Raw genomic sequence first — 23,794 nt, 5'->3', positions numbered from 1 at the left:
CATCCCCCCGCGCCCCCGGCGCGCGTGTCCTCCACTTCTTCCGCGGCCGCGGTGCGCCGCCGCCTCGTCGCGTGGGCGCTCGCCCTTGCCGGCGCGGTGCTCGCGTCGAGCGCGGCCGCGCAGACGCCGGCAGAGGGCGCGGAGCGCACGCCGCCCGCGCAGCTCGCGCCCTCCGCGCCGCCAGCCGCGCCGGCCGTGGCCGCGCCGGCCGTGGAGGAGCTCCCGCCGCAGGCCATGTGGGAGGCGACGGTCGCTGCGTACGAGGCGAGGATCGAGGCGCTCAAGTACGAGGCGGACGCCATCCACGATTTTGTTGACTCCGAGGACATGCGAGACGCCCGAGGGCGCCAGATCGAGCTGGAGATCGAGGCGACGAAGAGAGAGCTCCGCAACTTCATGGAGCGGACGACCGAGCGGAACAGCACTGTCATGATGGTCTCGGGGATCGTCCTCGCGAGCCTCGGAGCAGCCGCCCTCGTCACCGGCGCCGTGCTGATCACCGCGAACCACGACGAGGCCGTCACGAAGCACCGCGACGGGTACACGGTGGCCGTGGCGACGGCGGCCGGGGGCGTGGCTGCCGTTGGCGCCGGCCTGCCGCTCTACGTGATCGGTAAGAAGCGGGTGCTGCGGAAAGGGCTCGATATGCGCGGGCTGGCCGCTGCGCGCCTCCTCGTCGGTCCGGGCGCCGTCGTCGCGTCGCCTGGAGCGGTCCCCCTTGGCCTGGGGCTGCGCATCGCGTTCTGAGCTGTGGCTCGGCGCCCAGGCGCGCCCGCGCGCTCCTGTGGCTCGTGAGGCGGAGAAGAAGCGGAAGCGGAAGCAAAAGGAGGACACGAACGCTCCGCGAGCACAGCGCGAGATCTCCACGCGCACAGCTCTCCTCCACAGACGCAGAAAGTGCTGGGCGATCTCTGGCTCCGGTGCTAGCGTTGTTGTCGACGCGTCGCCCGCGTCAATCATGAACACTCCCTGCTGATACCACCGCTCCGTCACGCGGCCCCGAGGGGTGAGCGCCTGTTGCCCAGGTAGGCACGGCGCCCCTTTGCTGCCGCGCGTGAGCAGCCACGACGGCCGCCCGCGGAATCCCCGCGCGGGCGTGGGTCGTGTGCTCGTGGGGACGGAGCGTGGTCCAACTGCGAACGAGTCGGATGCGCTGGAGGTCGTTGACCTCGCGGTCGCAGCCCCTCGCTCGCTGGCCGCTCGCGCGAAGCACCGAGCCGGATGGTTCGTGGCGCGGCGGGCCGACTCGCCATCTCTCCTGACGGCGAGGCGCTGAGGCGCCTTGCCAGGGGGCGTGTGGTGATGCGGACCGCCCTGCCCCGGCGATGCGTGGAGGTGCGTTCCATCGCGCGAGAGCGCCAGTCGAGAGGCCTTTGGGCGGCGTCCGGAGCCAGCGTCCGTCGCGGCATCGGTGTGCCTTCAATCCGGGGTCGTACGATGAATGGAGGGTGTATGAGAGCTGGTTCTTCGAAGGGTTCGTTCAGCCTTGGTGCTCTTTCTGCCGTGGTGATGAGTGATCGAATGGAGGATTCTATGACGGAGCGACCCGCGCATCTCCCCGAGCGCGCGCTGCAGCTCGGTTCGGCCAAGACGCCCGAGCAGCGCCCGCCGCAGGCGGGGCATGCCCCGGCGCCGAAGCCCGCGCACAGGGAGCCCCGCCCGCCGAGCAAGCTCCCGAACCAGGACCGCTCCCGGCCGGCGCTGAACATCCCGCAGCGCCGCCGCATGGGCGTGCAGCGGTAGATCCGCCGCCGCTCCGGCGCCGGAGCGCCGCGAACGGCGGCGGTCCGGCCGGGCGCTCCGGCGGCGTGGAGCCGGAAGGCCTAGACTTCCGCGACTCCACGCCGTCCGGCAGCGCGCTGACGGCTCCGATCGTGATTGGGCCAGGGCGAGGGCTGCGGTAAGACCTCGCCACCCGCGCGGCCCAGCAGCCTGTGGCCCTGCAGAGGCCCGATCATGATCCAAGCCGAACCGTTCGAAGCCCGCCTCGTCGCCGTCCGGCCTCTCAGCCCCTTCGTGCGAGAGCTCTCGTTCGAGCGCGCTGACGGCAGGGCGTTCCTGTTCGAGGCCGGGCAATGGGTCAACCTCGTCCTCCCGCTCCCGGGCGGTGAGGTGAAGCGCGCCTACTCGATCGCCTCTGCCCCCGACGGCTCGCCTCGCTTCGATCTGGCGGTCACCCGCGTGGAGGGCGGGGCCGGCTCGGAGTACCTGCACCGGCTGGAGCCCGGCGCGACGCTCCGCGCCGTCGGCCCGCACGGGCTCTTCACGCGCGATCCCGAGAGCCCTGCGCCCTCGCTGTTCGTCGCCACGGGCACCGGCGTCACGCCGCTCCGGAGCATGCTGCACGCGTCGCTGCGCGCCGGGGTGGCCGCGCACCTGTGGTTCCTGTTCGGCGCGCGTTTCGAGGAGGACATCATCTACCGCGACGAGCTCGAGGCGCTCGCGCGCGGCTCGGACCGGATCCGCTACGAGATCACGCTCTCGCGCGGCGGCCCGTCCTGGTCGGGCCGCCGCGGCTACGTGCAGGCGCACGTGCCCGAGCTCTACCGGGAGCTGGCCGGGGCGAGCGGGGATCCGGCCCCGCATGTCTTCATCTGCGGCCTCGATCGGATGGTCTCGCTCGTGCGCGAGCTCGCCCGCGGCGAGCTCGGCGTCCCCCGCAAGCACGTCCACGTCGAGCGCTACGACTGAGCCGCCGCCCCGGCGAGCGCGTCCACGTCGAGCGCCGCGGCGGAGCCCCGGCCTCTCCAAGGAAGGAGCCGCCGATCTCGGGCGGACGCGAGCGTGGATCGCCCTCCGGTGACGCGGCGCGCCTTGAGCGTTACCCTGGGTACGACGTAGGATGCGCGCCCCCGCGGGCGGTACCTGCGGGGTCAGTTCTGCAGGTGATCACGTGACGACCAAGAAGACGTTCCGCACCATCGATCCAGCGACGCTCCCGAAGCATTTCGACTCGCCCGTCGCCGAGCAGCGCCTGGCCGACGCGTGGGAGGCCGACGGGACGTACCGTTATGACCCCTCGCGCCCCCGCGAGGAGACCTTCGTGGTCGACACGCCTCCGCCGACCGCCTCGGGCTCGCTGCACATCGGCCACGTCTTCAGCTACACGCACACGGACGTCATCGTCCGGCAGCGCCGGATGCTCGGCTTCAACATCTTCTACCCCATGGGCTGGGACGACAACGGCCTGCCCACCGAGCGGCGCGTGCAGAACTATTTCCACGTCCGCACGGACGTGCGCACGCCCTACGAGCGCGGCCTCTCGCTGCCGCAGGCGGCGCCGGAGGCGCTCAAGAAGGAGCAGCCGCGCATCGTGTCGCGGCCGAACTTCATCGAGCTCTGCCACAAGGTCACGCGCGAGGACGAGCAGGTCTTCAAGGCGCTCTTCCGCCGGGTGGGCCTCTCGGTCGACTGGCAGTACGAGTATGCCACCATCGATGATCACTGCCGCAGGACGGCGCAGCTGTCGTTCCTGGATCTGCACGAGAAGGGCCACCTCTACTCGGTCTTCGCGCCCACGATGTGGGACGTCGATTTCCAGACCGCGGTCGCGCAGGCGGAGGTCGAGGATCGCCCGCAGTCCGGCGCGTTCCACGACATCGCGTTCGCCGTGGAGGGCACGGGCGAGCAGCTCGTGATCGCCACGACGCGCCCGGAGCTCTTGGCGGCCTGCGTCGGCGTGACGGCGCACCCCGAGGATCCGCGGTATCAGCACCTCTTCGGCAAGACGGCGCTCACGCCGATCTTCCGCGCGCCGGTGCCCATCTTCCCGAGCACGCTCGTGGATCGCGAGAAGGGCACGGGCATCCTGATGGTCTGCACCTTCGGCGACGCGACGGACGTGATCTGGTGGCGGGAGCAGAAGCTCCCTCTCCGGCAGATGCTCGGCAAGAACGGCCGAATCCTCCCGGTGACGTTCGGGGAGGGCGCCTTTGAGAGCCGCGATCCGGCCGCCGCGAACGCGGCTTATGGGCCGCTCCAGGGCAAGGGGGTGAAGCAGGCGCGCGCGGCCGTCGTCGAGCTCCTCCGCCGCGAGGAGCACGCGGCGGCGCCCGGCGCAGGCCCGGCGCTGCGGGGCGAGCCGAAGCCGATCGAGCGGGCGGTGAAGTTCTTCGAGAAGGGCGATCAGCCGCTCGAGTTCGTGCCCACGCGGCAGTGGTTCGTCCGGCTCGCCGACAAGAAGGAAAAGCTCCTCGAGTTCGGCGACAAGATCGAGTGGCACCCGGATTTCATGCGCCTCAGGTACCGCAACTGGACCGAGGGGCTCCAGGGCGACTGGTGCATCAGCCGCCAGCGGTATTTCGGCGTGCAGTTCCCGGTCTGGTATCCGCTCGACGCCGAGGGCAACCCGGATCACGGTAGGCCGCTGCTCGCGACGCGCGAGGTGCTCCCGGTCGATCCGACGGTCGACGTGCCGCCCGGGTACGACGCGTCTCAGCGGGACAAGCCGGGCGGCTTCACGGCGGAGTCCGACGTGTTCGACACGTGGTTCACGAGCTCGCTCACGCCGCAGATCAGCTCGCACTGGGGGCTCGACGAGGGGCGCCACGCGCGGCTGTTCCCGGCCGATCTGCGCCCGCAGGCGCACGACATCATCCGGACGTGGGCGTTCTACACGATCGCGAAGGCGATGCTGCACGAGGCGTCGGTGCCGTGGCGTCACATCGCGATCTCGGGGTGGATCCTCGACCCCGATCGCAAGAAGATGTCGAAGAGCAAGGGCAATGTCGTGACGCCGATGCACCTGCTCGACAACTACTCGTCGGACGCGGTCCGCTACTGGTCGGCGAGCGCGCGGCTCGGCACGGACACGGCCTTTGACGAGAAGGTGCTGAAGATCGGCAAGCGCCTCGTCACGAAGATCTGGAATGCGGGCAAGTACGTGCTCAGCCAGTCCGCGGAGGTCCATCCGGTCTCCGAGGAGCTGGATCGGGCGTTCTTGCACAAGCTGTCGGCGGTGGTGGCGGACGCGACGCGCTCGTTCGAGGCGCAGGAGTTCGCGGCGGCGCTCGAGCGGACGGAGGATTTCTTCTGGCGCTGGTTCACCGACGCTTACCTGGAGCTGGCCAAGGCGCGGGCGCGCGGCGAGGGCGGCGCTGGTGATGCGGCGCGGGGCTCGGCGGTGGCTGCGCTGCGGCTCGGGCTCTCGGTGCTGCTGCGGCTGTTCGCGCCGGTGCTCCCGTACATCACCGACGAGGTCTGGGCCTGGGTGTACGCGGAGGAGACGGGGCAGCGGTCGATCCACCGGGCGAAGTGGCCGGCGGCGGGGGATTTCGCGGAGGTCGCGGCGCCGGCGGACGCGGGGCTCCTGGAGCTGGCGGCTGCGGCGATGGCGGCGGTCAACAAGCGGAAGAGCGAGCTCGGCGCGAGCGTGGGGCGCGTGGTGACGGATCTGGCGCTGGGGGCGAACGCGGCGACGCTGGCGCGGCTGAAGCCGGCGCTGGGGGACGTGCTCGCGGCGGTGCGGGCGGGGGCGCACGAGCTGGTGGAGCGGGCGGAGCTGGCGGACGGCGAGGTCCAGGTGGTGCGCTGCGAGCTGGAGGTGACGGCTGCGGCGGCGGCCGGGACGGGGGAGGCTGCGGCGGCCACGGAGTAGCCCCCGGATCGAGGCTCCTGAACGACGAGCGCGCTCAGGCGCGGATCACGACGACCTCGCGACCGGCAGGGGTCAACGCGTGCTCGCGGCGCGTGCGCTCGGCGATGGGAGGCTGTCCCGAGCGCTGGTCGAAGAGGATCAGCCATCCGCGCTGGAGCCCCAGCCCGGCGAGGTACTCGTCCAGCTGGGCAAGCCCCTCGGCAAGGGGATCCGGGCGGCCGTCGCGCCAGACCTTGAGCTCGATCGCGAGCGTTTCGCCCGCATAACGGACGCAGAGATCCATCCTGCCCCGGCCGATGGCGTACTCGCGATCGATGGTGCCGCCGCCGTTCACGACGCGGTGGAGGAAGGCCATGACCACGAGGTGCGGGGCGATCTCGTGGTAGGGCGCCGCCCTGAGCAGCGGCTCACCGTGCTGGCGCCAGAAGGAGAGAAAGGCGTCGAGCAGGCGATCGGCGTCGAGGCGGCCGTCCTGAGTGAGCCAGGTCGCCGGGATGCGCGGCAGCGAGTCGCGCACCCCGCTCGCGAGCTCACGGACGATGATCTCGCGGTAGATGGGGTTGGCGATGACGAGACCGCCTTCCGCCGTTCGGCGCACGAGGCCCAGGTCGACCGCGAAGCGCCGGTCGTCTTCGGGCACATCGCCGAGGGTGGTGCCGGCGAGCATGGGCTCGATCACGGCGCGGATGCGCGGCTGGCGCAGCCGGTCCACCAGGCTGTCGAGGTGCGTGTCCTGCCGCTCGATGAGGATCTCCCTGGCGCGATCGACGTCCGCGGCCGTGATGGGCAGCGCGCGATCCTTGACCAGGACATCGACGAGCTGGCGGGCGAGCGCGTTCACGAGCCATGGCTGACCCTGGGTGAGCTCGAAGGCCCGGTCCACGGCGTCCGGACGGAAGACCTGGCCGGTTTCGGCCGTGTGCTGGGCGTAGAGCGCCGCGACCTCGTCGTGCGTGAAGTTGCGCAGGGTGAGGGACTCGACCTTGATGTTGAAGGGGCTCGACGTCCCGAGCCTGTCGCTGCCGCCGGACGTGACCTTGTAGTCGCGCACATCGCGCAGGCCGACGAGCGCGAGCGCGTGCGGGAAGTCACTCGGGCGATCGGGATAGCCGCTGCGGATCTGGCGCAGCAGGGAGACGAGCGTCGCGTCGCGCAGGGCGTCGGCCTCGTCGAGGAAGACGACGAGCGGACGCGGCGCAGCCTTGGCCCAGGCGCGCAGGGCCGCTCCGACGCGCTGGCCGGGGGGGGCATCGGGGAACGGTGGCGGCCGCAGATCGGCCGGGAGCTGCGAGCCGGCGGTGCCGCGCCATTCGGCGAGCATCGCGAGCTCGGCTGCGCCAGGGTCGTCGGGGAAGGGAGCGCCGATCTCCGCCGAGACGAGGACCGCCACATAGCGCCCTTCGGCCGTGAGATCCCGGGCGAGCGTACGCAGCGAGGTCGTCTTGCCGATCTGCCGTGGCGCATGCAGGACGAAGTAAGCCTTGCGATCGACGAGGTCGCGCACCCCGGGCAGGCGCTCCTCTGGCGGGAGCATGTAGTGATCGGCCGGATTGCAGGGGCCTGCCGTGTTGAACCAGCGGTGCATCGCGGCGGTGAGCCTAAGGGCGGCGGCTCCGGGTGGCCAGCGCGGCGACGCCGGTCGCGTTCGCCCGGCGGCGTCGAACCTCGATGAGATAGCATGCGTGGCAATGTCGAACGGGCGATTCGGGAGCGGCGCGGCGGGGCTGGGCGCAATCGCCCTGGCGGCGGCGATCGGCGGCTGTAGCGGCGCGTCGCCGGCGCAGCCGCAGCCGACGCAGCTCACGCCGGCCGCCCCTCCGGAGGCCTGGCCGCCACCGGGAGCGCTGCTGGCGAAGCCGGAGGGGCATCTGGCGAAGGTGAACTGCCTGGCGTTCTCGCCGGACGGTCGGCAGATCGTGTCCGGGGGCGAGGATCGGGTGCTGCTCGTCTGGGATGTGGCGACCGGCCAGGTCGTCCAGCGGCTGGAGGGGCACGGAGGATGGGTTCGTGGCTGTGCGTTCCTGCCGGACGGGCGCGGGGTGGTGAGCGGCGGCTGGGGCGGCGAGGTCTTCGTCTGGGATCGCAAGAGCGGCGAGCGGCGGCGGATCGGAGCCCTGAGCCCGACCGATGCCGTCAATTCGCTCAGCGTGCGACCGGATGGAGGCGAGATCCTCGTCGGTACGCTCTCCGGAGGGGTGAAGGCCTGGGAGCCGGGCTCGGGCGCAGCCACCCTCGAACAGGACGCGCTGACACGCCGTGGTGAGAGCGGCGCCGTGTGGGCCACGGGCTACCTCGACGACGGGCGCGCCTTCGCGGGCGGGAACACCGGTGTCGTGGTGTGGAAGGGGCGACAGGCCGTGACAGCCCGGTACGACGCCGCGAGCGCGGCGGCGTTGCCGGGCGGCCTCCTTGCGCTCGGCGGTGAAGGCGAGGTGATGCTGTTTCAGCCCGGCGGCGCACTCGAGCGCCTCGGCGCGCAGGAACGCTGGGTGTACGCGCTCGCCGTGAGCCCGCGGCGCGATCTGCTCCTCGCCGGAGACGATGCGGGCAACGCTCGCCTCTTCCGGCTCGCCGACAGGTCGCTCTGGTGCGAGCTGAAACGGTCGGGAAGCCTCTTCGCCGCTGCGTTCGACCCGACCGGGACCTGGTTCGCGGTGGCCGGCGACGATGGCTCGGTCGCGCTGGCCCGGGTCGCGGACTGCACGGGCGCGGATCGCCAGCTCGCCGTGCGGCAGCTGGGGAGCCCGCAGCGGCGGATGCGCAGCGTGGCGGCGGGGCAAACGGTGCTCGTCGGGACGGCGCCGGCAACGTCAGCGCGTGGTCGACGGCCACATGGTCGCTCTTGAACCGGTGGACCGCACACGCGGGCGAGGTGACCGCGCTGGCCGCGCTGCCCGATGGCGGCTGGGCCTCGGGAGGTCTCGACAACGCAATCGTCGCGATGTCCGGCGTCTCCAGCGCTTCCCCTCGGGGGATTGGCGAGCTGCGAAATTTTCCCTGGGCGGTCCGCCCGAGCCCTGATGGCATGTCCGTCCTGTCGGCCGATGGCGCGGGGGATCTGACGCGCTTGCCGCTGGGCGAAGGCGAGCGGTCCACGCTGCTCTCCGGGGAGCAGGAGCTTTATGCCCTCGCCGTGGCTCCCGTGCGCCCCGAGGTGGTTGTCGCCGGCAGGATCGGAGGTGTGCGCAGGGTGAGCCTCGTCCCATCGGAAGTCCGGAGCGCATCCTGGCCAGAGGCGGTAAAGCCTCGAGAAAGCGTGAACGCGCTGGCCTACAGCCCCGACGGCCGCTGGCTCGGCGAAGCTGGCACCGACGGCACCGTGGCGCTCCGTGACGCCGAGACCGGCGACGTCCTGCCCCGCCGCCTCGAAGGGCTGAAGGGCCAGGTCTCCTCCCTGGTCCTCACGCCCGAGCACCTCTGGGCCGGCGGCGCCGACGAAGTGCTCGCCCGCTGGTCGATTCACGCCGATGCCGCCGCAGCGCCGCTCCGCATCGAGGAGCACGCGCCCATCCACTCCCTCGCCGCCACGCCCGACGGCAAGCACCTCATCGCCGCCCTCGGCGACGGCCGCGCCTCGGTGCGCGCGCTCCCGTCGGGCGACCTCGTCGCCCACCTCCTCCCGCTCGGCGACGGCAGCTGGGCCACGGTGTTCGCCGGCGGCCGTTTCATCACCTCCGGCAGCGGCGCCGCCCTCGGCCTGCGCTTCGAGGACCCCGCCACCCGCAAGGTCACGACGCTCGGCGCGCTCCCCCGCGTCAGCGTCAGCTCGCCGTCGGCGACGCGCACCGCCGAGGGCCACCTCCTCGTCCGGGCCACCATCTTCTCCCCGCGCGGCGTCCCCCGCGTGCGTCTCGACGGCCGCTGGGACGTGCGCGGCGTGATCCCGAGCCCGACCGCCCTGTCCGCGTACGAGGTCGAGCTCCTCCTCGGCGAGAGGTCCACGGCGCCCCACCGCCTCGACGTGCTCGGCCCCGGCGGCGAGACCGCCCGCGCCGACATCCGGCCCGAGCCCGACCTGCGCGCCCGCGCGCTCCGCCCGCGCGCCCTGCTGATCGGCAACGCCGCGTACCGCGCCCCGGGCGTCAAGCGCCTCCCGGGCGCGCTCGCCGACGTGGACGCGATGCGCCGCGCCCTGCAGCGCGGCGACGGCTGGGCCCTCGACGACGACCACATCAAGGCCTCCAAGGACCTCGACGCGGCCAACCTGGAGGCGACCGTGACCGGTTTTCTCGCCGGCGCCGCCGAGGGGGAGACGCTGCTCGTCTACTTCGCCGGCCACGGCCTCGATCAGCGCGGCGAGGGCTTCCTCCTGCCCGTCGACTACGACCCGGCCCGCCCCGCCGATCCGCGCAACGCGCTGCCCGCCGCGCGCCTCTTCCAGGCCATCGCCCGCTCGAAGGCGGGGCGCGTGCTGGTCATCCTCGACGCGGGCCGCGCCGGCGCCTTCTCGCTGCCCGAGGATCTCGGGGTAGAGCACGACCACAGCGAGCGCATCGGCGTCGTCACCGCGGCCAGCGCCGGCAGCGACGCCGCCGAGACGCCGCGCGGGGGCGTGTTCACGCAGGCGCTCGTCGGGGCCTGGACCGATCCGGCGGCCGTGGATCCCGAGCGCGAGGCGGTCACGCTCGGCCTAGCGTTCAACCGGGCGCAGGGCCGCACCTACGCCCAGCGCCCGCGCCTGTTCGGCGGGCTCGATACGCTGCCGCTCGCGTGGCCGGTGCGCGGAGCCGCCGAGGCGCCCGCGGCGATGGCGAGCGAGGAGGCCGCCGCCTCAGGCACCACGCTCGCGCGCGTGAAGGGGACGGTCCTCGGGACAAGGCAGCTCACCGCGCTCGGGCGCCGGATCGACGGGACCCTGGAGGTCGAGATCGCCTTTGGCCAAGATACGGAGTCCGTGCGCATCGGCGTGTACGCGGTCGACAAGGCGCCTCCGGCGGCGCGGCCCGAGGTGTTCGCGCCGGGGCCATGGAAGGGCGGCCAGGTCCAGCGCCTCCGTGTGCCGCTCAAGGATCACGAGCCCGGCGAGCACCGCGTCGAGGTCGAGCCTTGTCGGGCGGGAACGGCGTGCGGACACGAGCCTGCCTCGACATTCCGGATCCGACTCGGCGGTTGAGATCACGCCGCGCGCTGCCCTGCGCGGCGGGCCAGGAGCTCGGTGCCCGGGCACCGGAACGCGCTGTCGTCGCGAATGTCCCCGGGCGCCCGAGCACCAGAGCGCGTTGTGGTCGCTCTGCGATCCAGGTGCCCGAGATCGGCCACATGCAGGGGTGATCGTGGCTTAGATTACATTTTGCTACCGACAGGGTACCGTGATCCTGCGGGTGAGGGCCGTCGCTGGAGGCCCGTGTGAACGACATCGCAGACGCAATGCGCGATTTGGACGTGATCGAGGATCGGTTCGAGATCGAGCGGTTCGCCGGATCCGGCGGGATGGGGGAGGTCTATCGCGCTCGGGACCGGCGGTCGGGGGAGGCGGTCGCGCTCAAGGTGCTGCACAGCGCGAGCGCGGGCGATCTGCGCCGGTTCGCGCGGGAGGCGAAGGCGCTCGTCACGCTCCGGCTGCCAGGGGTCGTGCGGTACGTGGCGCACGGGACGACGGGCGCAGGACAGCCGTACCTGGCGATGGAGTGGCTGGAGGGCGTGACGCTGGAGCAGAGGCTCGCTCAAGGACCGCTCTCGATGGCGGAGAGCGTGACGCTGGCGGCGCAGGTGGCGACGACGCTGGGCGCGGTCCACCAGCAGGGCATCGTCCACCGCGACCTGAAGCCGAGCAACCTGATGCTGGTGGGCGGCGCGGTCGAGCGAGCGACGCTGCTCGACTTCGGCATCGCGCGCGAGCTCTGGCTCACGCAGAGTCTGACGGCGCCCGGAGCGATCCTTGGGACGCCCGGGTACATGGCCCCCGAGCAGGCGAGCGGCGAGGCGCCGGTGGACGCCCGCGCGGATGTGTTCGCGCTCGGGTGCATCCTGTTCGAGTGCCTCGCGGGGCGCCGGCCGTTCCTGGGCGACAACCTGCTGTCGCTCCTCGTGAAGGTCGTGCTGGAGGAGCCGCCGCGGCTCGGGGAGCTGCGCGACGGCATCCCCGAGCTGCTCGAGCGCCTCGTGGCCCGGATGCTGTCGAAGTCGGCGGAGCACCGGCCGCGCGACGGCGCCGCCGTCGCGGCGGAGCTGGCCGTCGTCGCCGGCGAGGGGCTCGCCGCGGGAGGAAGCGCGGTCGCGGCGCCACACGCGCCCGGCGAGGAGATCACGACGTCGGAGAGGCGGGTCATGTGCGTCATCCTGGCCGCCCATGGCAGCGAGGAGACCGGCGCGACGCTGGCGGAGGCCGATGGGGCCGCGCAGGCCCAGGCGCTGCGGGACATCGCGGCGCGCCACGGTGGGAGGCTCGATTTCCTGCAGTCGAAGTGGCTGCTCGTCGCGCTGTCGGGGGCCGAGTCTCCGACGGACCTCGCGGTGCGAGCGGCCCATTGCGCGCTCGCGCTCCGGACCGTGGTTGGCGGCGTGCCCATGTCGGTCGCGACGGGGCTGGCGGAGATCGAGGAGAGGCTGCCTGTCGGTGAGCTGGTCGATCGGGTGGCCCAGCTGATCGTGGGGCGCGACGGCCCGCCGTCCGGGGGTATCCGGCTCGACAGCGCGACGGCGAGCCTGCTCGCGAGCCGCTTCGACACGGCGCGGGGGCCCGGAGGATGCTGGCTGCGCGGCCGGAAGGAGGAGCCGGACACAGTGCCGAGGCTGCTCGGGAAGCCGACGCCGTGCGTGGGGCGCGAGCGAGAGCTCTCGCAGGTCGCGGCCGAGTGGCGCCATTGCCTGGACGAGCCCGCCGCGAGCGCGGTGGTCGTCGTGGGGGCCGCGGGCATGGGCAAGTCGCGCCTCGCCTGGGAGTTCCTGCGCGCCATCAAGGAGCGGCGCGAGGCCGCCGAGGTCTGGATCGGCAGGGCCGATCCGATGGCGGCCGGCTCGGCGTTCGGCTTGCTCGCCCAGGCGCTCCGCCGCGCCATGGGGCTGCTCGACGGCGAGGCGCTGGAGGTGCGGCGGAGCAAGGTGCTGGCGCGGGTAGAACGGCTCGACGGGCTCGGGAGCAAGGGGCCGCACGTGGCGGCGTTCCTCGGCGAGCTGGTGGGGGCGCCCTTCCCTGACGAGGGTGATGTGCAGCTGCAGGCGGCGCGCCAGAGCCCGGTGCTGATGGGCGACCGCATCCGCCAGGCGTTCGAGGACTTCGTTCGGGCCGAGTGCGAGCGGCAGCCGGTGCTGCTGGTGCTGGAGGATCTGCACTGGGGCGACCTGCCGACGGTGCGGCTGATCGACGCGGCGCTCCAGCACGCGAGGGACCTGCCGCTGCTGGTGCTGGCGCTGGCGCGCCCCGAGGTGGACGAGCTGTTTCCGGAGCTCTGGCGCCAGCGGGTCGGGCTTCGGCTGCGGCTCGCGGCGCTGCCGCGGCGCGCGAGCGAGCGGCTGGTGCGGGAGGTGCTTGGCGACGGCGTGGGCGCGGCGCAGGTGGACGAGCTGCTGGCGCGCGCCGAGGGCAACGCGTTCGTGCTGGAGGAGCAGATCCGCGCGGTGGCCGAGGGGCGGGGCGAGGGGATGCCGGAGACGGCGCTGGCGATGGTGCAGGCGCGGCTGGAGGCGCTGGGCGTGGAGGAGCGGCGGGTGCTGCGCGCGGCGAGCGTGTTCGGCGAGACGTCGTGGGAAGGTGCCATCGCGGCCTTGGTGGGCGGCGCGCCGGTGGCGCAGCCGCTCGCGGAGCTGGGGCGGCGGGAGCTGTTGATGCGGCGGCGCGAGGCGCGGATCGCGGGCGAGGTGGAATACGAGTTCCGGCACGCGCTGGTGCGGGAGGCGGCCTACGGCATGCTGACCGAGCGCGACCGCCGCGTCGGGCACGGCCTTGCGGGCGACTGGCTGGCCCGCGCTGGCGGGGCGGACGCGACGGTGCTGGCGGAGCACTTCGAGCTCGGCGGCGCGCCGGCGCGGGCGGCGGAGGCGTACCTGCGCGCGGCGGAGGAGGCGCTCCGCGGCGGCGATCTCGACGCGGCGATCGCGCGGGCCGACCGGGGTCTCGGCTGCGGCGCGGCCGGGGACGCCGCCGGCAGGCTCCGCTGGGTCCAGGCGGAGGCTCATGTGTGGCGCGGCGATCTCGCGCTCTCCGCGGAGCGGGGGAGCGAAGCGCTGGGCCTGGTGGAGCGCGGCTCGGCCGCGTGGTTCTCGGCCATCATCCCCCTGGTATGGGCCACGTCCAAGCTGGGGCGGCTGGACGAGGTTGAACGCTGGACGACCGAGGCGGTGGGCGTGGCCGCCTCCGGCGACGCGCAGGACGCAAAGCTCCGCTGCCTGTCCGCGGGCGCGAGCGCGCTGTCGCTGGGGGGGCGGTACGCCGAAGGCGCCGCGCTGCTCGATGTGGTCCAGCGCGCCCTCGCGAGCGCGGAGACGACGGATATCGAGGTGGTCGCGCACCTCCACGACGCGCGCGCGGCCCATGAGATGTGCAGAGGCGACCTGGGCTCCTGTGCCGCCAGCCAGGAAGCCGCGTTGCTCGCCTTCGAGCAGGCCGGCGATCATCGCAACGCGCTCAGCGCCCGGGCGAGCCTGGGCTCCGTGTGCACGGAGCTCGGCGACTTCGAGATGGCTCAGTCGATGCTGCGGGCAGCCATGGAGGCGGCCGACCGGATGCACCTGGACGAGCTGAAGGTCACTGTGCAGGCCAACCTCGCGCACGCGCTCGGGTACCGTGGTCAGCTCGCCGAGGGGCGGGCGCTCGCCGAGGAGGCGGTCGCGTCGAGCCAGGGGGCGGGCATGGTGCGCACGGAGCTCTTCGCTCGCTGCTACCTGGCGAAGACCGCCCTCGCCATGGGCGATTTCGAGGCCGCCGAGCGCGAGGCGCGCGCGGCCATCGCGCTCTTCGAGAGCGCGCCGACGCTCTGCGTGCAGGCCTTCTCCCTCCTCGCTCGCGCGCTGCTCGGGCTCGGGCGCACCGACGAGGCGATCCGGGCTGCCGCCGAGGCGAGCGCGCGGCTCTCGGAGTTCGGCACGCTGGAAGAGGGCGAGTCGCTCGTCCGCCTGGCGTATGTCGAGGCGCTCGCCGCGAGCGGGAGGCGCGCCGAGGCCGAGGTCGCGATCGCGTCGGCCAGGACGGCGCTGCTCGCGCGTGCCGAGCAGCTCAGCGATCCGGTCTGGCGCGAGCGCTTCCTCCGCGACGTGCCGGACAACGCCCGCACGCTCGAGCTCGCGCGGCAGTGGCTCGGCGGCTGAGCCCGTGGTGCACGAAGCGGCACGCCGCTGTCGGCGCCACGGGCCCCTCTCTTGCCGGCGCTTACTTCGTGGCGAGCTTCGTCAGGTCGAGCATTTCGTCGACGTCCGGCATCACGATCAGGTCGCACCGCCGGTTCTTCTGCTTGCCGGCCGGTGTGTTGTTGTTCGCTATCGGGTCCGTGTCCGCGAACCCTGCCGCGCTCCAGTGCCTCGTCGGCAGCTGGCCCTCCTTGCCGATCAGGAACAGCAGCACGGCCCGGGCGCGCATCAGCGACAGCCCCCAGTTGTCCTGGAACGGGCCGCTCTTGTACGGCTGGCTGTCGGTGTGCCCGGCGACCTGGTAGTCGCGTTCCACGAGCGACTTGTCGCCCCGGATGACGTCCGAGATCTTCTTCAGGATCTGCTGGCCCTCCTTGCTCAGCGTTTCCTTGCCCGAGTCGAACAGGACGTCTCCGGGCAGCGAGATGACCATCCGGTTCCTGCGGACCTGGACCTCCAGGCCGAGCTTGACGAGCTCCTCGAGCTTCTTCCGGAGCAGGTCGAACCGCGCCTGGATCGCCTCGAGCTGCTTCGCGCGTGCCTTGTACTCGGCCAGCGCCTTCTCGCGGTCCTCCAGCGTCGAGCTCATCTTCGAGATGTCGGCGCCCTGGTCCGCGAGCTTCTTCTCGAGCTCCTCGACGCGCTGCTTCGCGTCGGCGAGCTCCTTCTCGAGCTCGGCCTCCCTCTTCTGGCTCCGGTTCTGGAGCTGGTTGTACTTGTCGAGCTGCGACTTCCACTCCTGCTCGGAGTGGCCGCAGCCCGCGGCGAGCAGCGACGACAGCGCGAGGGGTAGTGCAATGAGTGTCCGGTTCATGAGCGCTTTCTCCATGGCTCCGTCGGCGGGAGCGGGATGCTGCGGGCGAGAGCGTCGCTCAGCTCGGGCGAGAGATCCAGAGGGGAGGACGGCGAGATCCGCCCGTCCGCGCGGCCGTGCGCTGCAGGTGAGGCGGGATCGGGGCTCCGGCGGCGCAGGTGAGAGCGGCGGCGGCGCGGCCGGCGACGGCGCTGGCGCGAGCCGGGACCACGGCGGCGGCGCAGCCGCGGGCGTTGCTGGCGCGTCTTGGGGCTTCGTCAGCGCGTTGCCCACCCCGACCGAGGTTGAGGCGGACCCGACGGCGGACCCGACCGAGGTTGAGGTGGACCCGACCGAGGTTGAGGTGGACCCGACCGAGGTTGAGGTGGACCCGACCGAGGTTGAGGCGGACCCGACCGAGGTTGAGGCGGACCCGACCGAGGTTGAGGCGGACCCGCCAGCCGTCGCTGCCAGCCGACCGGGGTTGAGGTGGCGGTGGCCCCTGCTCCGATGCGTCCCGGGTGTGCATCCGTGACCGGGTTCCAGGGCCTGGGGCCGAGCGGTGCCTTGACCACACAGGCCGGGCGTGAGACATCGGCCCCCGGCCTCCGGGTCACCGAGAGCTCGGATCTTCAACCTCTTCCTGCGCGCGGGGCGAAAACGCGCGAACGAAACCAAGCAGATGCCCATCTCGTCGCGGTCTCCGGGTACGTCGTGCCGCCCTGGCACCCCTCGCCGTCGCCTCCGGTCGGGCCTCGCGCTCGCGCTCGTGCTGGGCGCGTCCTCCGCGTCCGCCCAGCCGGCACGCCGGCCGGCCCAGCCCGCCGCGCCGGCCCAGCCCGGCGCAGCGCAGCCCGGCGCAGCGCAGCCCGCCGCACCGGCCCAGCCTGCCGCGCCGGCCCAGCCCGGCGCAGCGCCGGCCGCCGCGCCGGCCCAGCCCGGCGCGACGCCTGCGCAGCCCGGCGCGGCGCCGGCCGGCGCCGAGACGCCCGAACCCCCGGCGGCGCGCCAGCCGCTCCTGCCGCCGGCCGACACGGCCGCTCCCTCCGCGCCGCAGCCGGCCACGCCGGCGGCCTCGGAGGCGCCCGCAGCCGCTGCGGCGGCCGAGCAGCCCGAGCGACAGGCGATCCAGGCGGAGATCGGCGCCCGGCCCAGCGAGGTCTACGCCGAGGACTGGTGGTCCCACGCGCGACCGACGTTCGAGTTCCACGGCTACTACCGGCTCCGTTGGGAGCTCTTCAACAGCTTCGCCCTCGGCCGCATCGACCCCCGCAATGAGGCGCTCTGGCCGCAGCCGGCCGACGACTCCTACAAGGGGAACGCGGTCTCGCTCTGCAACCCGAGCGAGACCACGAGCGGCGGCACCCGCTCGTTCGACTCGTGCACGAACGACACCCAGGCCGGCGCGAACATGCGGTTCCGTCTCAATCCCGAGCTGCACATCAGCGACAACCTGCGCATCCTCACTCAGGTCGATCTCCTCGACAACGTGGTGCTCGGCTCGACCCCGGACGGCTACGCGAACCAGCCGGCGGCGGGCGGCGGCTACCAGGTCGCCCGCCGGGGCGGCTACTCGCCGCTCGGGGCCTTCTCCAGCACCCAGTGGGCGCCCAGCGCCGGCATCAACTCGACGAAGGACTCGATCTCCGTCAAGCGGATCTGGGGAGAGTACATGACCCCCGTCGGTCTCCTCCGCTTCGGCCGCATGCCGAACCACTGGGGCCTCGGTATGGTGGCGAACAGCGGTGACGGGTACGACTCAGACTACCAGTCGACCGTCGACCGGCTGATGTTCGTCACCGGCATCAAGAAATACGACATCTACTTCGCCGGTGCGTGGGACTGGGCCAACGAGGGCGCGACGAGCGCATCGATCCAGGACCTCGAGGGCCAGCCGTACGACCTCGCCCAGTCCGATGACGTCGATCAGTACGTGTTCGTCGCCGTCCGCCGCAAGAATCCCGAGCTCCAGAAGCTCGAGCTCGCCCGCGGCAACATGGTCATGAACGGCGGCGTCTACTTCGCTTACCGGCAGCAGACGCTGGCGAACGACATCACCGCCGGCGACACCACGGCCGACTTGTCGGCGTCGCTCGGCCAGAGCGCCGACAACGTCGCTGCGGGGTACGTGCATCGGGGTGCGGAGATGATCATCCCCGACGTGTGGTTCCAGCTCCTTTACAAGAAGTTCCGCTTCGAGCTCGAGGCGGCGATGATCTACGGATCCCTCGATCTGCGCGGGCAGGACGAGAGCGATTATGCGAACGTCATCTCGCCGAAGGACACCGGCTGGGGCGTCCGGCAGTTCGGGCTCGCCACGCAGGCCGAGCTCACCGAGATGGAGGGCCGGCTGCGCGTCCACTTCGGCTTCGGGTACGCGACCGGCGACGACGACGCGCCCGCCCTCGAGCCGCGAGGGACGGAGCTCGGGGCCATGGATCCCCAGCTCTCGACTGATCGCACGTACTCGACATTCCGCTTCCACCCCGATTACCGGGTCGACCAGATCCTCTTCAGGAACATCCTCTCTCGGGTCCAGGGCGCCTATTATTTCCGCCCTGGCGTCGACTGGGACTTCGCCCGCGACAAGAACGGCCAGCGCGCCGGCGTCGGCGCCGCGGCCATCTGGAGCCGCGCCTCCGAGTTCCTCCAGGCTCCCGGCAACTCCCGGGATCTCGGCATCGAGCTGAACGCGCAGCTGTACTTCCAGTCCAAGGACGGGACGCTCAACGACGACCCCGACAAGATGGGCGGCTTCTACACGGCGGTGCAGTACGGCGTGCTGTTTCCTCTCGGCGGGCTCGGCCAGCTCAGGGGTGACGAGACGGTCCAGAAGATCGATCTCGAGACCGCACAGACGGTGCGCTGGTATCTCGGTATCCTCTTCTGAGCCGAACCCGCCCGACGCTCAGCCAGCCTCGCGCGTCGCCGCGTGTCTGGAAATGAGCGCTCGGGGCGGCGAAGCGGCGCGGAACCGTGGCAAACGGCGACGTCGTCGCTCTCGTCATGAGTCCTGCATGAGCCATCCGGGGCCAAACAGCCCTTGATCTCGCGACCGTCCTGGCCAAGGATAGGATTGTCTGGACGCCAGCGCGTCGCGATACTTCCCTGGTTCACCGAGGAGAACGGGTGGCGTGAGCCGCCGTTCTCCGGAGGGACGTGATGGTTCGTCGTCTCTTCATTGCGATGTTCTTGGCGGCGTCGATGGTGCTCGGGTCGACCGCCCTGTCCGTCGCCCAGGACGCAGACACGTCCGCTTTCCGCGACATCGCGGTAGGCAAGGACTATCGGCTCCGTGTCGCGGCGGCGCTGTCGCTCAGCAGGTCGAAGAGCCCCGGCGCGCGGCCCGCCCTCGAGAAGGCGCTCAGGGATCCGCACCCGGCGGTGCGCGCGTCGGCCGCGGCGGCGCTCGGCGCGCTGGGCAACCCCGCGGCGGTCCCGGCGCTCAAGGCGGCGCTCAACCTCGAGCCTGCCCCCAACCTGAAGCGCCCGATCGCGGCCGCCATCGAGAAGCTGTCGCGCTCGTCGTCCAAGGCGCGCTTCCTGGTCAGCCTGGGCAAGTTCGAGAACCGCTCCGGCGTGAAGGACGCGAAGCTCGGATCGCAGCTCAAGCAGCAGACGCGCAACCGCGTGGCGCAGTTCGCTGACATCGAGATCGTGGCTGACGGCACGGACTTGGCTGCGGAAGGCAAGAGCCGCAAGCTGCCGGCCTTCACGCTGGACGGCTCGGTCACGCACCTGAGCAAGCGCCATGGGGCGGACGGGGTCGGCTTCGCCGCCAAGGTCGAGTACGTGATCCGCGAGATGCCGAGCCAGACGCTGAAGGGCTCGATGACCGGCTCGGCCCAGGCGCTCGCCGAGGCGAAGCGCGTCCAGGGCCTGAGGGAGCTCGCCCAGCTGCAGAGCGACGCCGTCGCGGGCGCGATCGAGAGCGCGCTCCAGAGGGCGCCGCTCGCCCTCGAGGCCGCCTCCGGCAGCAGCGTCGTCGCCTCCGGCCGCTGACCCGGCGGTCCCGCCTCGCCGGCGTGGGCCGGCGCGCCCAGCGGGCCCGGCGCGGGCCGGCTCGCACGCCGGCCCGGCGCAAACCGGCCCGGCGCGCGCGTCTTCGGCGGCGGGCGTCGCGGGCGCGCGTCGAGCAGGCGGAAGCCGCTCTCCGGTCGTGCTAGACCGCGCGTCCTCCTATGTCCATCGCAACGCCTGCCAGCTCTGACCTGCTCCGCCGCACATTCCTCGAGTTCTTCGCCCAGCGCGGGCACGAGATCGTCCCGAGCGCGCCGCTCGTGCCCCAGAACGATCCGACGCTGATGTTCGTGAACGCGGGCATGGTGCAGTTCAAGGACGTCTTCACGGGCAAGGACAGGCGCCCGTACCAGCGCGCCGCATCGAGCCAGAAGTGCATCCGGATCAGCGGCAAGCACAACGATCTCGAGAACGTCGGCGTCACCGCGCGCCACCAGACGTTCTTCGAGATGCTCGGCAACTTCAGCTTTGGCGACTACTTCAAGGAAGACGCGATCGCCTTCGCCTGGGAGCTCCTGACGAAGGTCTACGATATCTCGCCGTCGCGGCTCGTGGTCACCATCTACAACGGCGAGGGGGGCTTCCCGGCCGACGACGAGGCCGCGGCGATCTGGCGCAAGGTCACGGGCTTCGGAGACGACCGGATCCTCCGGCTCGGCCTGGCCGATAACTTCTGGACGATGGGTGACGTCGGCCCGTGCGGCCCCTGCTCGGAGATCCACTTCTTCCACGGGAAGGAGCCCGACGTCGCGCGCTTCGGCGAGGAGCCGCGCATCGACGGCACGGGCTGGACCGAGATCTGGAACAACGTGTTCATGCAGTACGAGCGCATCGAGAAGGACGGCCCGCTCGTGCCCCTGCCGGCGCCGAGCATCGACACCGGCATGGGCCTGGAGCGGCTCGCGAGCGTGCTCCAGGGCGTGACGTCGAACTACGACACGGACCTGCTCCGCGGGCTCGTCGACAAGGCCGCCGAGCTCAGCGGCAAGCCGTACACGGGGGGCAGCGCCGACGACGACGTGTCGATGCGGGTCATCGCGGATCACGCGCGGACGGCCGCGTTCCTGATGGCCGAGGGGGTGATGCCCGAGCGGCAGCGGCGCGAGTACGTGCTCCGCCGGGTGATGCGCCGCGCGATCCGCCACGGGCACCGGCTCGGGATCGATCGGCCGTTCCTTCACGAGGTCGCGCTCGAGGTGGTCCGCCGGATGGGCGAGACGTACCCCGAGCTCCGCGACCGGCGAGAGCTCATCGCCCGCGTCACCGAGGACGAGGAGGTCCGCTTCCGCTCCACGCTGAAGCGCGGGATGAAGATCCTCGACGAGCGCTTCGACGAGATGCGCTCGTCCGGCGAGCGGACGCTCCCGGCCGCCGCCGCGGCCGATCTCTACACCACCTATGGCTTCCCGCTCGATCTGACCCAGGTCATCTGCGCGGAGTCGAACTTCGGCGTCGACGTCCAGGGGGCCGAGGCGATCATCAAGGGTGCCGGCGAGGCGGACGGCCCGATCGATCCGACAGCCGCGGTGGACCCAGCGCACCGCGAGGCCCGCGCCAAGCTCGCGCAGCCGGTGGTGTTCACGGGTTACGAGCACGAGGAGGGCGACAGCGAGATCGTCGCGATCGTCCGGGTCGACGTCCAGGGCGAAGGCGACCGGGCGCGCAAGGTCCGTGCGCTGGTCGAGCGCGCGGAGGCGGGGGCGACGGTCGAGATCGTCGTGCGCGAGACGCCGTTCTACGCCGAGTCGGGTGGTCAGGTCGGCGACGTCGGCGAGGTGACGGCGGACGGGGCGCGCGTCGAGGTGAAGGACACGCAGAAGCCGCTCGCCGGGCTGGTCGTGCACGAGGGCGTGGTCAGCGAGGGGGCGCTCGCCGTGGGGCAGCGCGTCCACCTGACGGTGGACCACGCGGCGCGGTCGGCGACGCGGCGCAACCACTCGGCCACCCACGTCCTGCACTGGGCGCTGCGCAAGGTGCTCGGCGAGCACGCGCAGCAGAAGGGCTCGCGGGTCGGCCCGGACGTCCTCCGCTTCGACTTCACGCACAACCGGCCCCTCACCCGCGAGGAGATCTCGCGAATCGAGGATCTGGTGAACGAGAAGATCCTGACGAACGCGAAGGTGACGACCGAGATCCTGCCGATGGACGAGGCGCGGCGGCGGGGCGCGATGGCGATCTTCGAGGAGAAGTACGGCGACACGGTGCGGATGCTCACGATGACGCCCGAGGTGGTGGAGCTCTGCGGCGGCACGCACGCGTGCGCGCTGGGGGACATCGGGCTGTTCAAGATCACGAGCGAGGGCGGCGTGGCCGCGGGCGTGCGGCGGATCCTCGCGTCGACGGGGCTGAACGCGCTCGCGTACGCGCGGGGCGTCGAGGCCGAGCTCGCCCGGGCGCGCCAGGTGGCGAAGGCGCAGGGCGGCGATCTCGCCGAGAAGATCGGGAAGATCGTGGCGCACGAGCGGGAGCTCGAGAAGAAGGTCGCCGAGCTCGAGCGGCGGATCCTGGAGGGAGCGGGCCCCGCGCAGGGCGGCGGCGGCGGCGGCATCGACGCGATGCTGGACGGCGCCCGGGACATCGGCGGGATCAAGGTGCTCGCGCGCCGGGTGCCGGACGGCACCAACCCGGGCGCTCTGCGCGATCTCGCGGAGAAGCTGCGCGACAAGCTCGGCGATCGCTCGGCGGTGCTGCTCGGCGCGGTCGTGGGCGACAAGGCGCAGCTCGCCGTGATGCTCTCGAAGTCCGCGACCGAGCGGCTCAAGGCCGGCGAGCTCATCAAGCCGATCGCCCGCATCGTGGGCGGCTCCGGCGGCGGCCGCCCGGACATGGCGCAGGCCGGCGGGACCGACGTGGCGCAGCTCGACGCGGCGATCGCGGCGCTCTACACCGAGGTCGAGCGGGCGCTCGCGTCGTAGCGCGCGTTGCCTGCGCCCTGCCGGGACAGTCGTTCAGGCGTCACGCCACTTGGTGCGGGCGAGCGGGAGCAGCTTCGGGGCCTTCCCGCCCCGCGCGGGGCGCGCCGGCAGCCGCGCTGGCTCGCCCGGCGCGGCCGCCCGGGGCCGCGCGCCGCGGGCGTGAGCGCCGATGGTCGCGCGCACGATCGGCGGCAGGAACACGGACTCCAGATCGACGCGCGCGAGCGCGGCCGCGACCGTGGCGATGCGATCCGGCAGCGACGCGTTGGCGTCGACCAGGATGATCCGCCGGCCGAGCACCGTGCAGAGCCCGCCCCGCGGATTGCGCGCGTCCGACAGGTGCGGATCGAACGCTTCCATCCTGACGGCGATGCCGACTTTGTCCGCCGCCAGGGTGAGCTCGTCGAGCAACCGCGAAAGCTCCACCCACATAGCGTAACCCTCCTGTCCGGCAGATGGCAAAGCGCAAAAGCGCTGTTGCCCGCGCCGCGCCGCGCCACCGCTGGCCGGGCGAGCCGCGGCCGTGACGACCGCGCGACGATCGGGGTGCGCCGTCCGGGAGCGCCCGTCCACGCCCGGTTACACGCGGTTGGGCGTGGTTGCGCACGGTCACGCTTGATTGCGCATGATTACGCGCGGTTGCGCATGATCACGCGCGGTCACGCGCGGTTACGCATGATTGCGCGCGGTCATGTACGGTGATGCCCGGTCCGTCCGCCGCGCTCCGGCCAATCGCTTCCTCCATCATCCCATGGCGCTCCTCGGCCGCGCGGTGGTGGTGCGGTCGTGCGGCGATGCGGTGAGTTGAAGGAGAGCCTTCGACTCCTGGACTCCCGGACCTATCGACGCACTCAACACCTCAACGGATCAACGCATCAACTCCTCTTCTCCCGTGGTCTTCTCCCGTGGTCTTCTCCCGTGCTCCGGACTGGCGACATCCGCTCACGAGCCACATCGATGCTCGTCCAGGGGCCCGCGCGCGCCGTTGACTGCGCGCCGCGCGTTCATCCAGGCTGCCGTTGCCGGCCGCCGCGCGCTCGCCTCGGCGCGGCGCCCGGTCGATCCGGGCTTCGCGCCGCCCGGCCCCCGGTTCCGTGCCCTAGAGGTCGGTCAGCGGCTTCTCTTGAGCCGGATCGCGCGTCCCGTTGACCGCCGTTTCCGAGCGTGCTACGAGCAGGCCGTTCCGCG

Annotated in this window: 14 protein-coding genes; 11 read left to right on the top strand and 3 right to left on the bottom strand. The window is 72.2% G+C overall.

Going from position 1 to position 23,794, the window contains the following annotated elements; all coding sequences use genetic code 11:
• Nucleotides 1–24 precede the first annotated feature (24 nt).
• The 4 genes from WME82_RS28045 (at nt 25) to valS (ending at nt 5,596) form a co-directional block, all read left to right on the top strand.
• Nucleotides 25–747: a hypothetical protein gene (locus WME82_RS28045; protein WP_438037790.1), complete on the top strand. Its 723-nt coding sequence runs from the start codon at nt 25–27 to the stop codon at nt 745–747.
• 786 nt (nt 748–1,533) lie between these two features.
• Nucleotides 1,534–1,743: a hypothetical protein gene (locus tag WME82_RS28040; protein ID WP_437850096.1), complete on the top strand. Its 210-nt coding sequence runs from the start codon at nt 1,534–1,536 to the stop codon at nt 1,741–1,743.
• A 213-nt stretch (nt 1,744–1,956) separates the two neighbouring features.
• Nucleotides 1,957–2,691, top strand: a complete 735-nt coding sequence (locus WME82_RS28035; RefSeq protein ID WP_438037789.1) for a ferredoxin--NADP reductase — start codon at nt 1,957–1,959, stop codon at nt 2,689–2,691.
• A gap of 202 nt (nt 2,692–2,893) precedes the next feature.
• Nucleotides 2,894–5,596: a valine--tRNA ligase gene (gene valS / locus WME82_RS28030; RefSeq protein ID WP_438037788.1), complete on the top strand. Its 2,703-nt coding sequence runs from the start codon at nt 2,894–2,896 to the stop codon at nt 5,594–5,596.
• A 34-nt stretch (nt 5,597–5,630) separates the two neighbouring features.
• Here the strand turns inward: valS and WME82_RS28025 are convergent, their stop codons facing one another.
• Nucleotides 5,631–7,181, bottom strand: coding sequence for an ATP-binding protein (locus tag WME82_RS28025; protein ID WP_438037787.1), 1,551 nt, complete (start codon nt 7,179–7,181; stop codon nt 5,631–5,633).
• Between the two features lie 103 nt (nt 7,182–7,284).
• Between WME82_RS28025 and WME82_RS28020 the strand changes: the two genes are divergently transcribed.
• The 3 genes from WME82_RS28020 (at nt 7,285) to WME82_RS28010 (ending at nt 14,839) form a co-directional block, all read left to right on the top strand.
• Entirely contained in the window at nt 7,285–8,442 is a 1,158-nt protein-coding gene (locus WME82_RS28020) for a WD40 repeat domain-containing protein (protein ID WP_438037786.1), read from the top strand.
• A gap of 410 nt (nt 8,443–8,852) precedes the next feature.
• Nucleotides 8,853–10,709 carry a caspase family protein gene (locus WME82_RS28015; RefSeq protein WP_438037785.1) on the top strand — a complete coding sequence of 619 codons (1,857 nt, stop codon included), beginning with the start codon at nt 8,853–8,855 and terminating at the stop codon, nt 10,707–10,709.
• Between the two features lie 254 nt (nt 10,710–10,963).
• Nucleotides 10,964–14,839 carry a protein kinase domain-containing protein gene (locus WME82_RS28010; protein WP_438037784.1) on the top strand — a complete coding sequence of 1,292 codons (3,876 nt, stop codon included), beginning with the start codon at nt 10,964–10,966 and terminating at the stop codon, nt 14,837–14,839.
• Between the two features lie 61 nt (nt 14,840–14,900).
• Here WME82_RS28010 and WME82_RS28005 read toward each other — a convergent pair whose 3' ends face one another.
• Complete coding sequence (locus WME82_RS28005) at nt 14,901–15,692, bottom strand: OmpA family protein (protein ID WP_438037783.1); 792 nt, start codon at nt 15,690–15,692, stop codon at nt 14,901–14,903.
• A gap of 265 nt (nt 15,693–15,957) precedes the next feature.
• Between WME82_RS28005 and WME82_RS28000 the strand changes: the two genes are divergently transcribed.
• The 4 genes from WME82_RS28000 to alaS all read left to right on the top strand — a co-directional run bounded on the left by WME82_RS28000 (nt 15,958) and on the right by alaS (nt 22,606).
• The gene (locus tag WME82_RS28000) at nt 15,958–16,206 is read left to right on the top strand and encodes a hypothetical protein (protein WP_438037782.1); all 249 of its coding nucleotides are present in this window, start codon (nt 15,958–15,960) and stop codon (nt 16,204–16,206) included.
• A 147-nt stretch (nt 16,207–16,353) separates the two neighbouring features.
• The gene (locus WME82_RS27995) at nt 16,354–18,561 is read left to right on the top strand and encodes a TIGR04551 family protein (RefSeq protein ID WP_438037781.1); all 2,208 of its coding nucleotides are present in this window, start codon (nt 16,354–16,356) and stop codon (nt 18,559–18,561) included.
• Nucleotides 18,562–18,833: 272 nt separating this feature from the next.
• Nucleotides 18,834–19,673 (top strand): HEAT repeat domain-containing protein, encoded by an 840-nt coding sequence (locus WME82_RS27990; protein ID WP_438037780.1) that lies wholly within the window; start codon nt 18,834–18,836, stop codon nt 19,671–19,673.
• A gap of 179 nt (nt 19,674–19,852) precedes the next feature.
• Nucleotides 19,853–22,606 carry an alanine--tRNA ligase gene (gene alaS / locus WME82_RS27985; protein WP_438037779.1) on the top strand — a complete coding sequence of 918 codons (2,754 nt, stop codon included), beginning with the start codon at nt 19,853–19,855 and terminating at the stop codon, nt 22,604–22,606.
• Between the two features lie 33 nt (nt 22,607–22,639).
• On the opposite strand, the gene WME82_RS27980 is transcribed toward alaS, so the two are convergent.
• Complete coding sequence (locus WME82_RS27980) at nt 22,640–23,038, bottom strand: hypothetical protein (protein WP_437739549.1); 399 nt, start codon at nt 23,036–23,038, stop codon at nt 22,640–22,642.
• Between the last annotated feature and the right edge of the window lie 756 nt (nt 23,039–23,794).

The organism is Sorangium sp. So ce128 (genome assembly GCF_051525245.1).
GTDB lineage: Bacteria > Myxococcota_A > Polyangia > Polyangiales > Polyangiaceae > Sorangium > Sorangium cellulosum_B.
The sequence above is the reverse complement of the archived record's forward strand: the minus strand, read 5'-3'. Positions and strand labels throughout refer to the sequence as shown.

Coding starts and splice junctions, on each gene's coding strand:
- WME82_RS28020 (WP_438037786.1), top strand. CDS start 7,285: ATGTCGAACGGGCGATTCGGGAGCGGCGCGGCGGGGCTGGGCGCAATC.
- WME82_RS28025 (WP_438037787.1), bottom strand. CDS start 7,181: ATGCACCGCTGGTTCAACACGGCAGGCCCCTGCAATCCGGCCGATCAC.
- WME82_RS28005 (WP_438037783.1), bottom strand. CDS start 15,692: ATGAACCGGACACTCATTGCACTACCCCTCGCGCTGTCGTCGCTGCTC.
- WME82_RS28040 (WP_437850096.1), top strand. CDS start 1,534: ATGACGGAGCGACCCGCGCATCTCCCCGAGCGCGCGCTGCAGCTCGGT.
- WME82_RS27980 (WP_437739549.1), bottom strand. CDS start 23,038: ATGTGGGTGGAGCTTTCGCGGTTGCTCGACGAGCTCACCCTGGCGGCG.
- WME82_RS28035 (WP_438037789.1), top strand. CDS start 1,957: ATGATCCAAGCCGAACCGTTCGAAGCCCGCCTCGTCGCCGTCCGGCCT.
- WME82_RS27995 (WP_438037781.1), top strand. CDS start 16,354: ATGCCCATCTCGTCGCGGTCTCCGGGTACGTCGTGCCGCCCTGGCACC.
- WME82_RS28010 (WP_438037784.1), top strand. CDS start 10,964: ATGCGCGATTTGGACGTGATCGAGGATCGGTTCGAGATCGAGCGGTTC.
- alaS (WP_438037779.1), top strand. CDS start 19,853: ATGTCCATCGCAACGCCTGCCAGCTCTGACCTGCTCCGCCGCACATTC.
- WME82_RS27990 (WP_438037780.1), top strand. CDS start 18,834: ATGGTTCGTCGTCTCTTCATTGCGATGTTCTTGGCGGCGTCGATGGTG.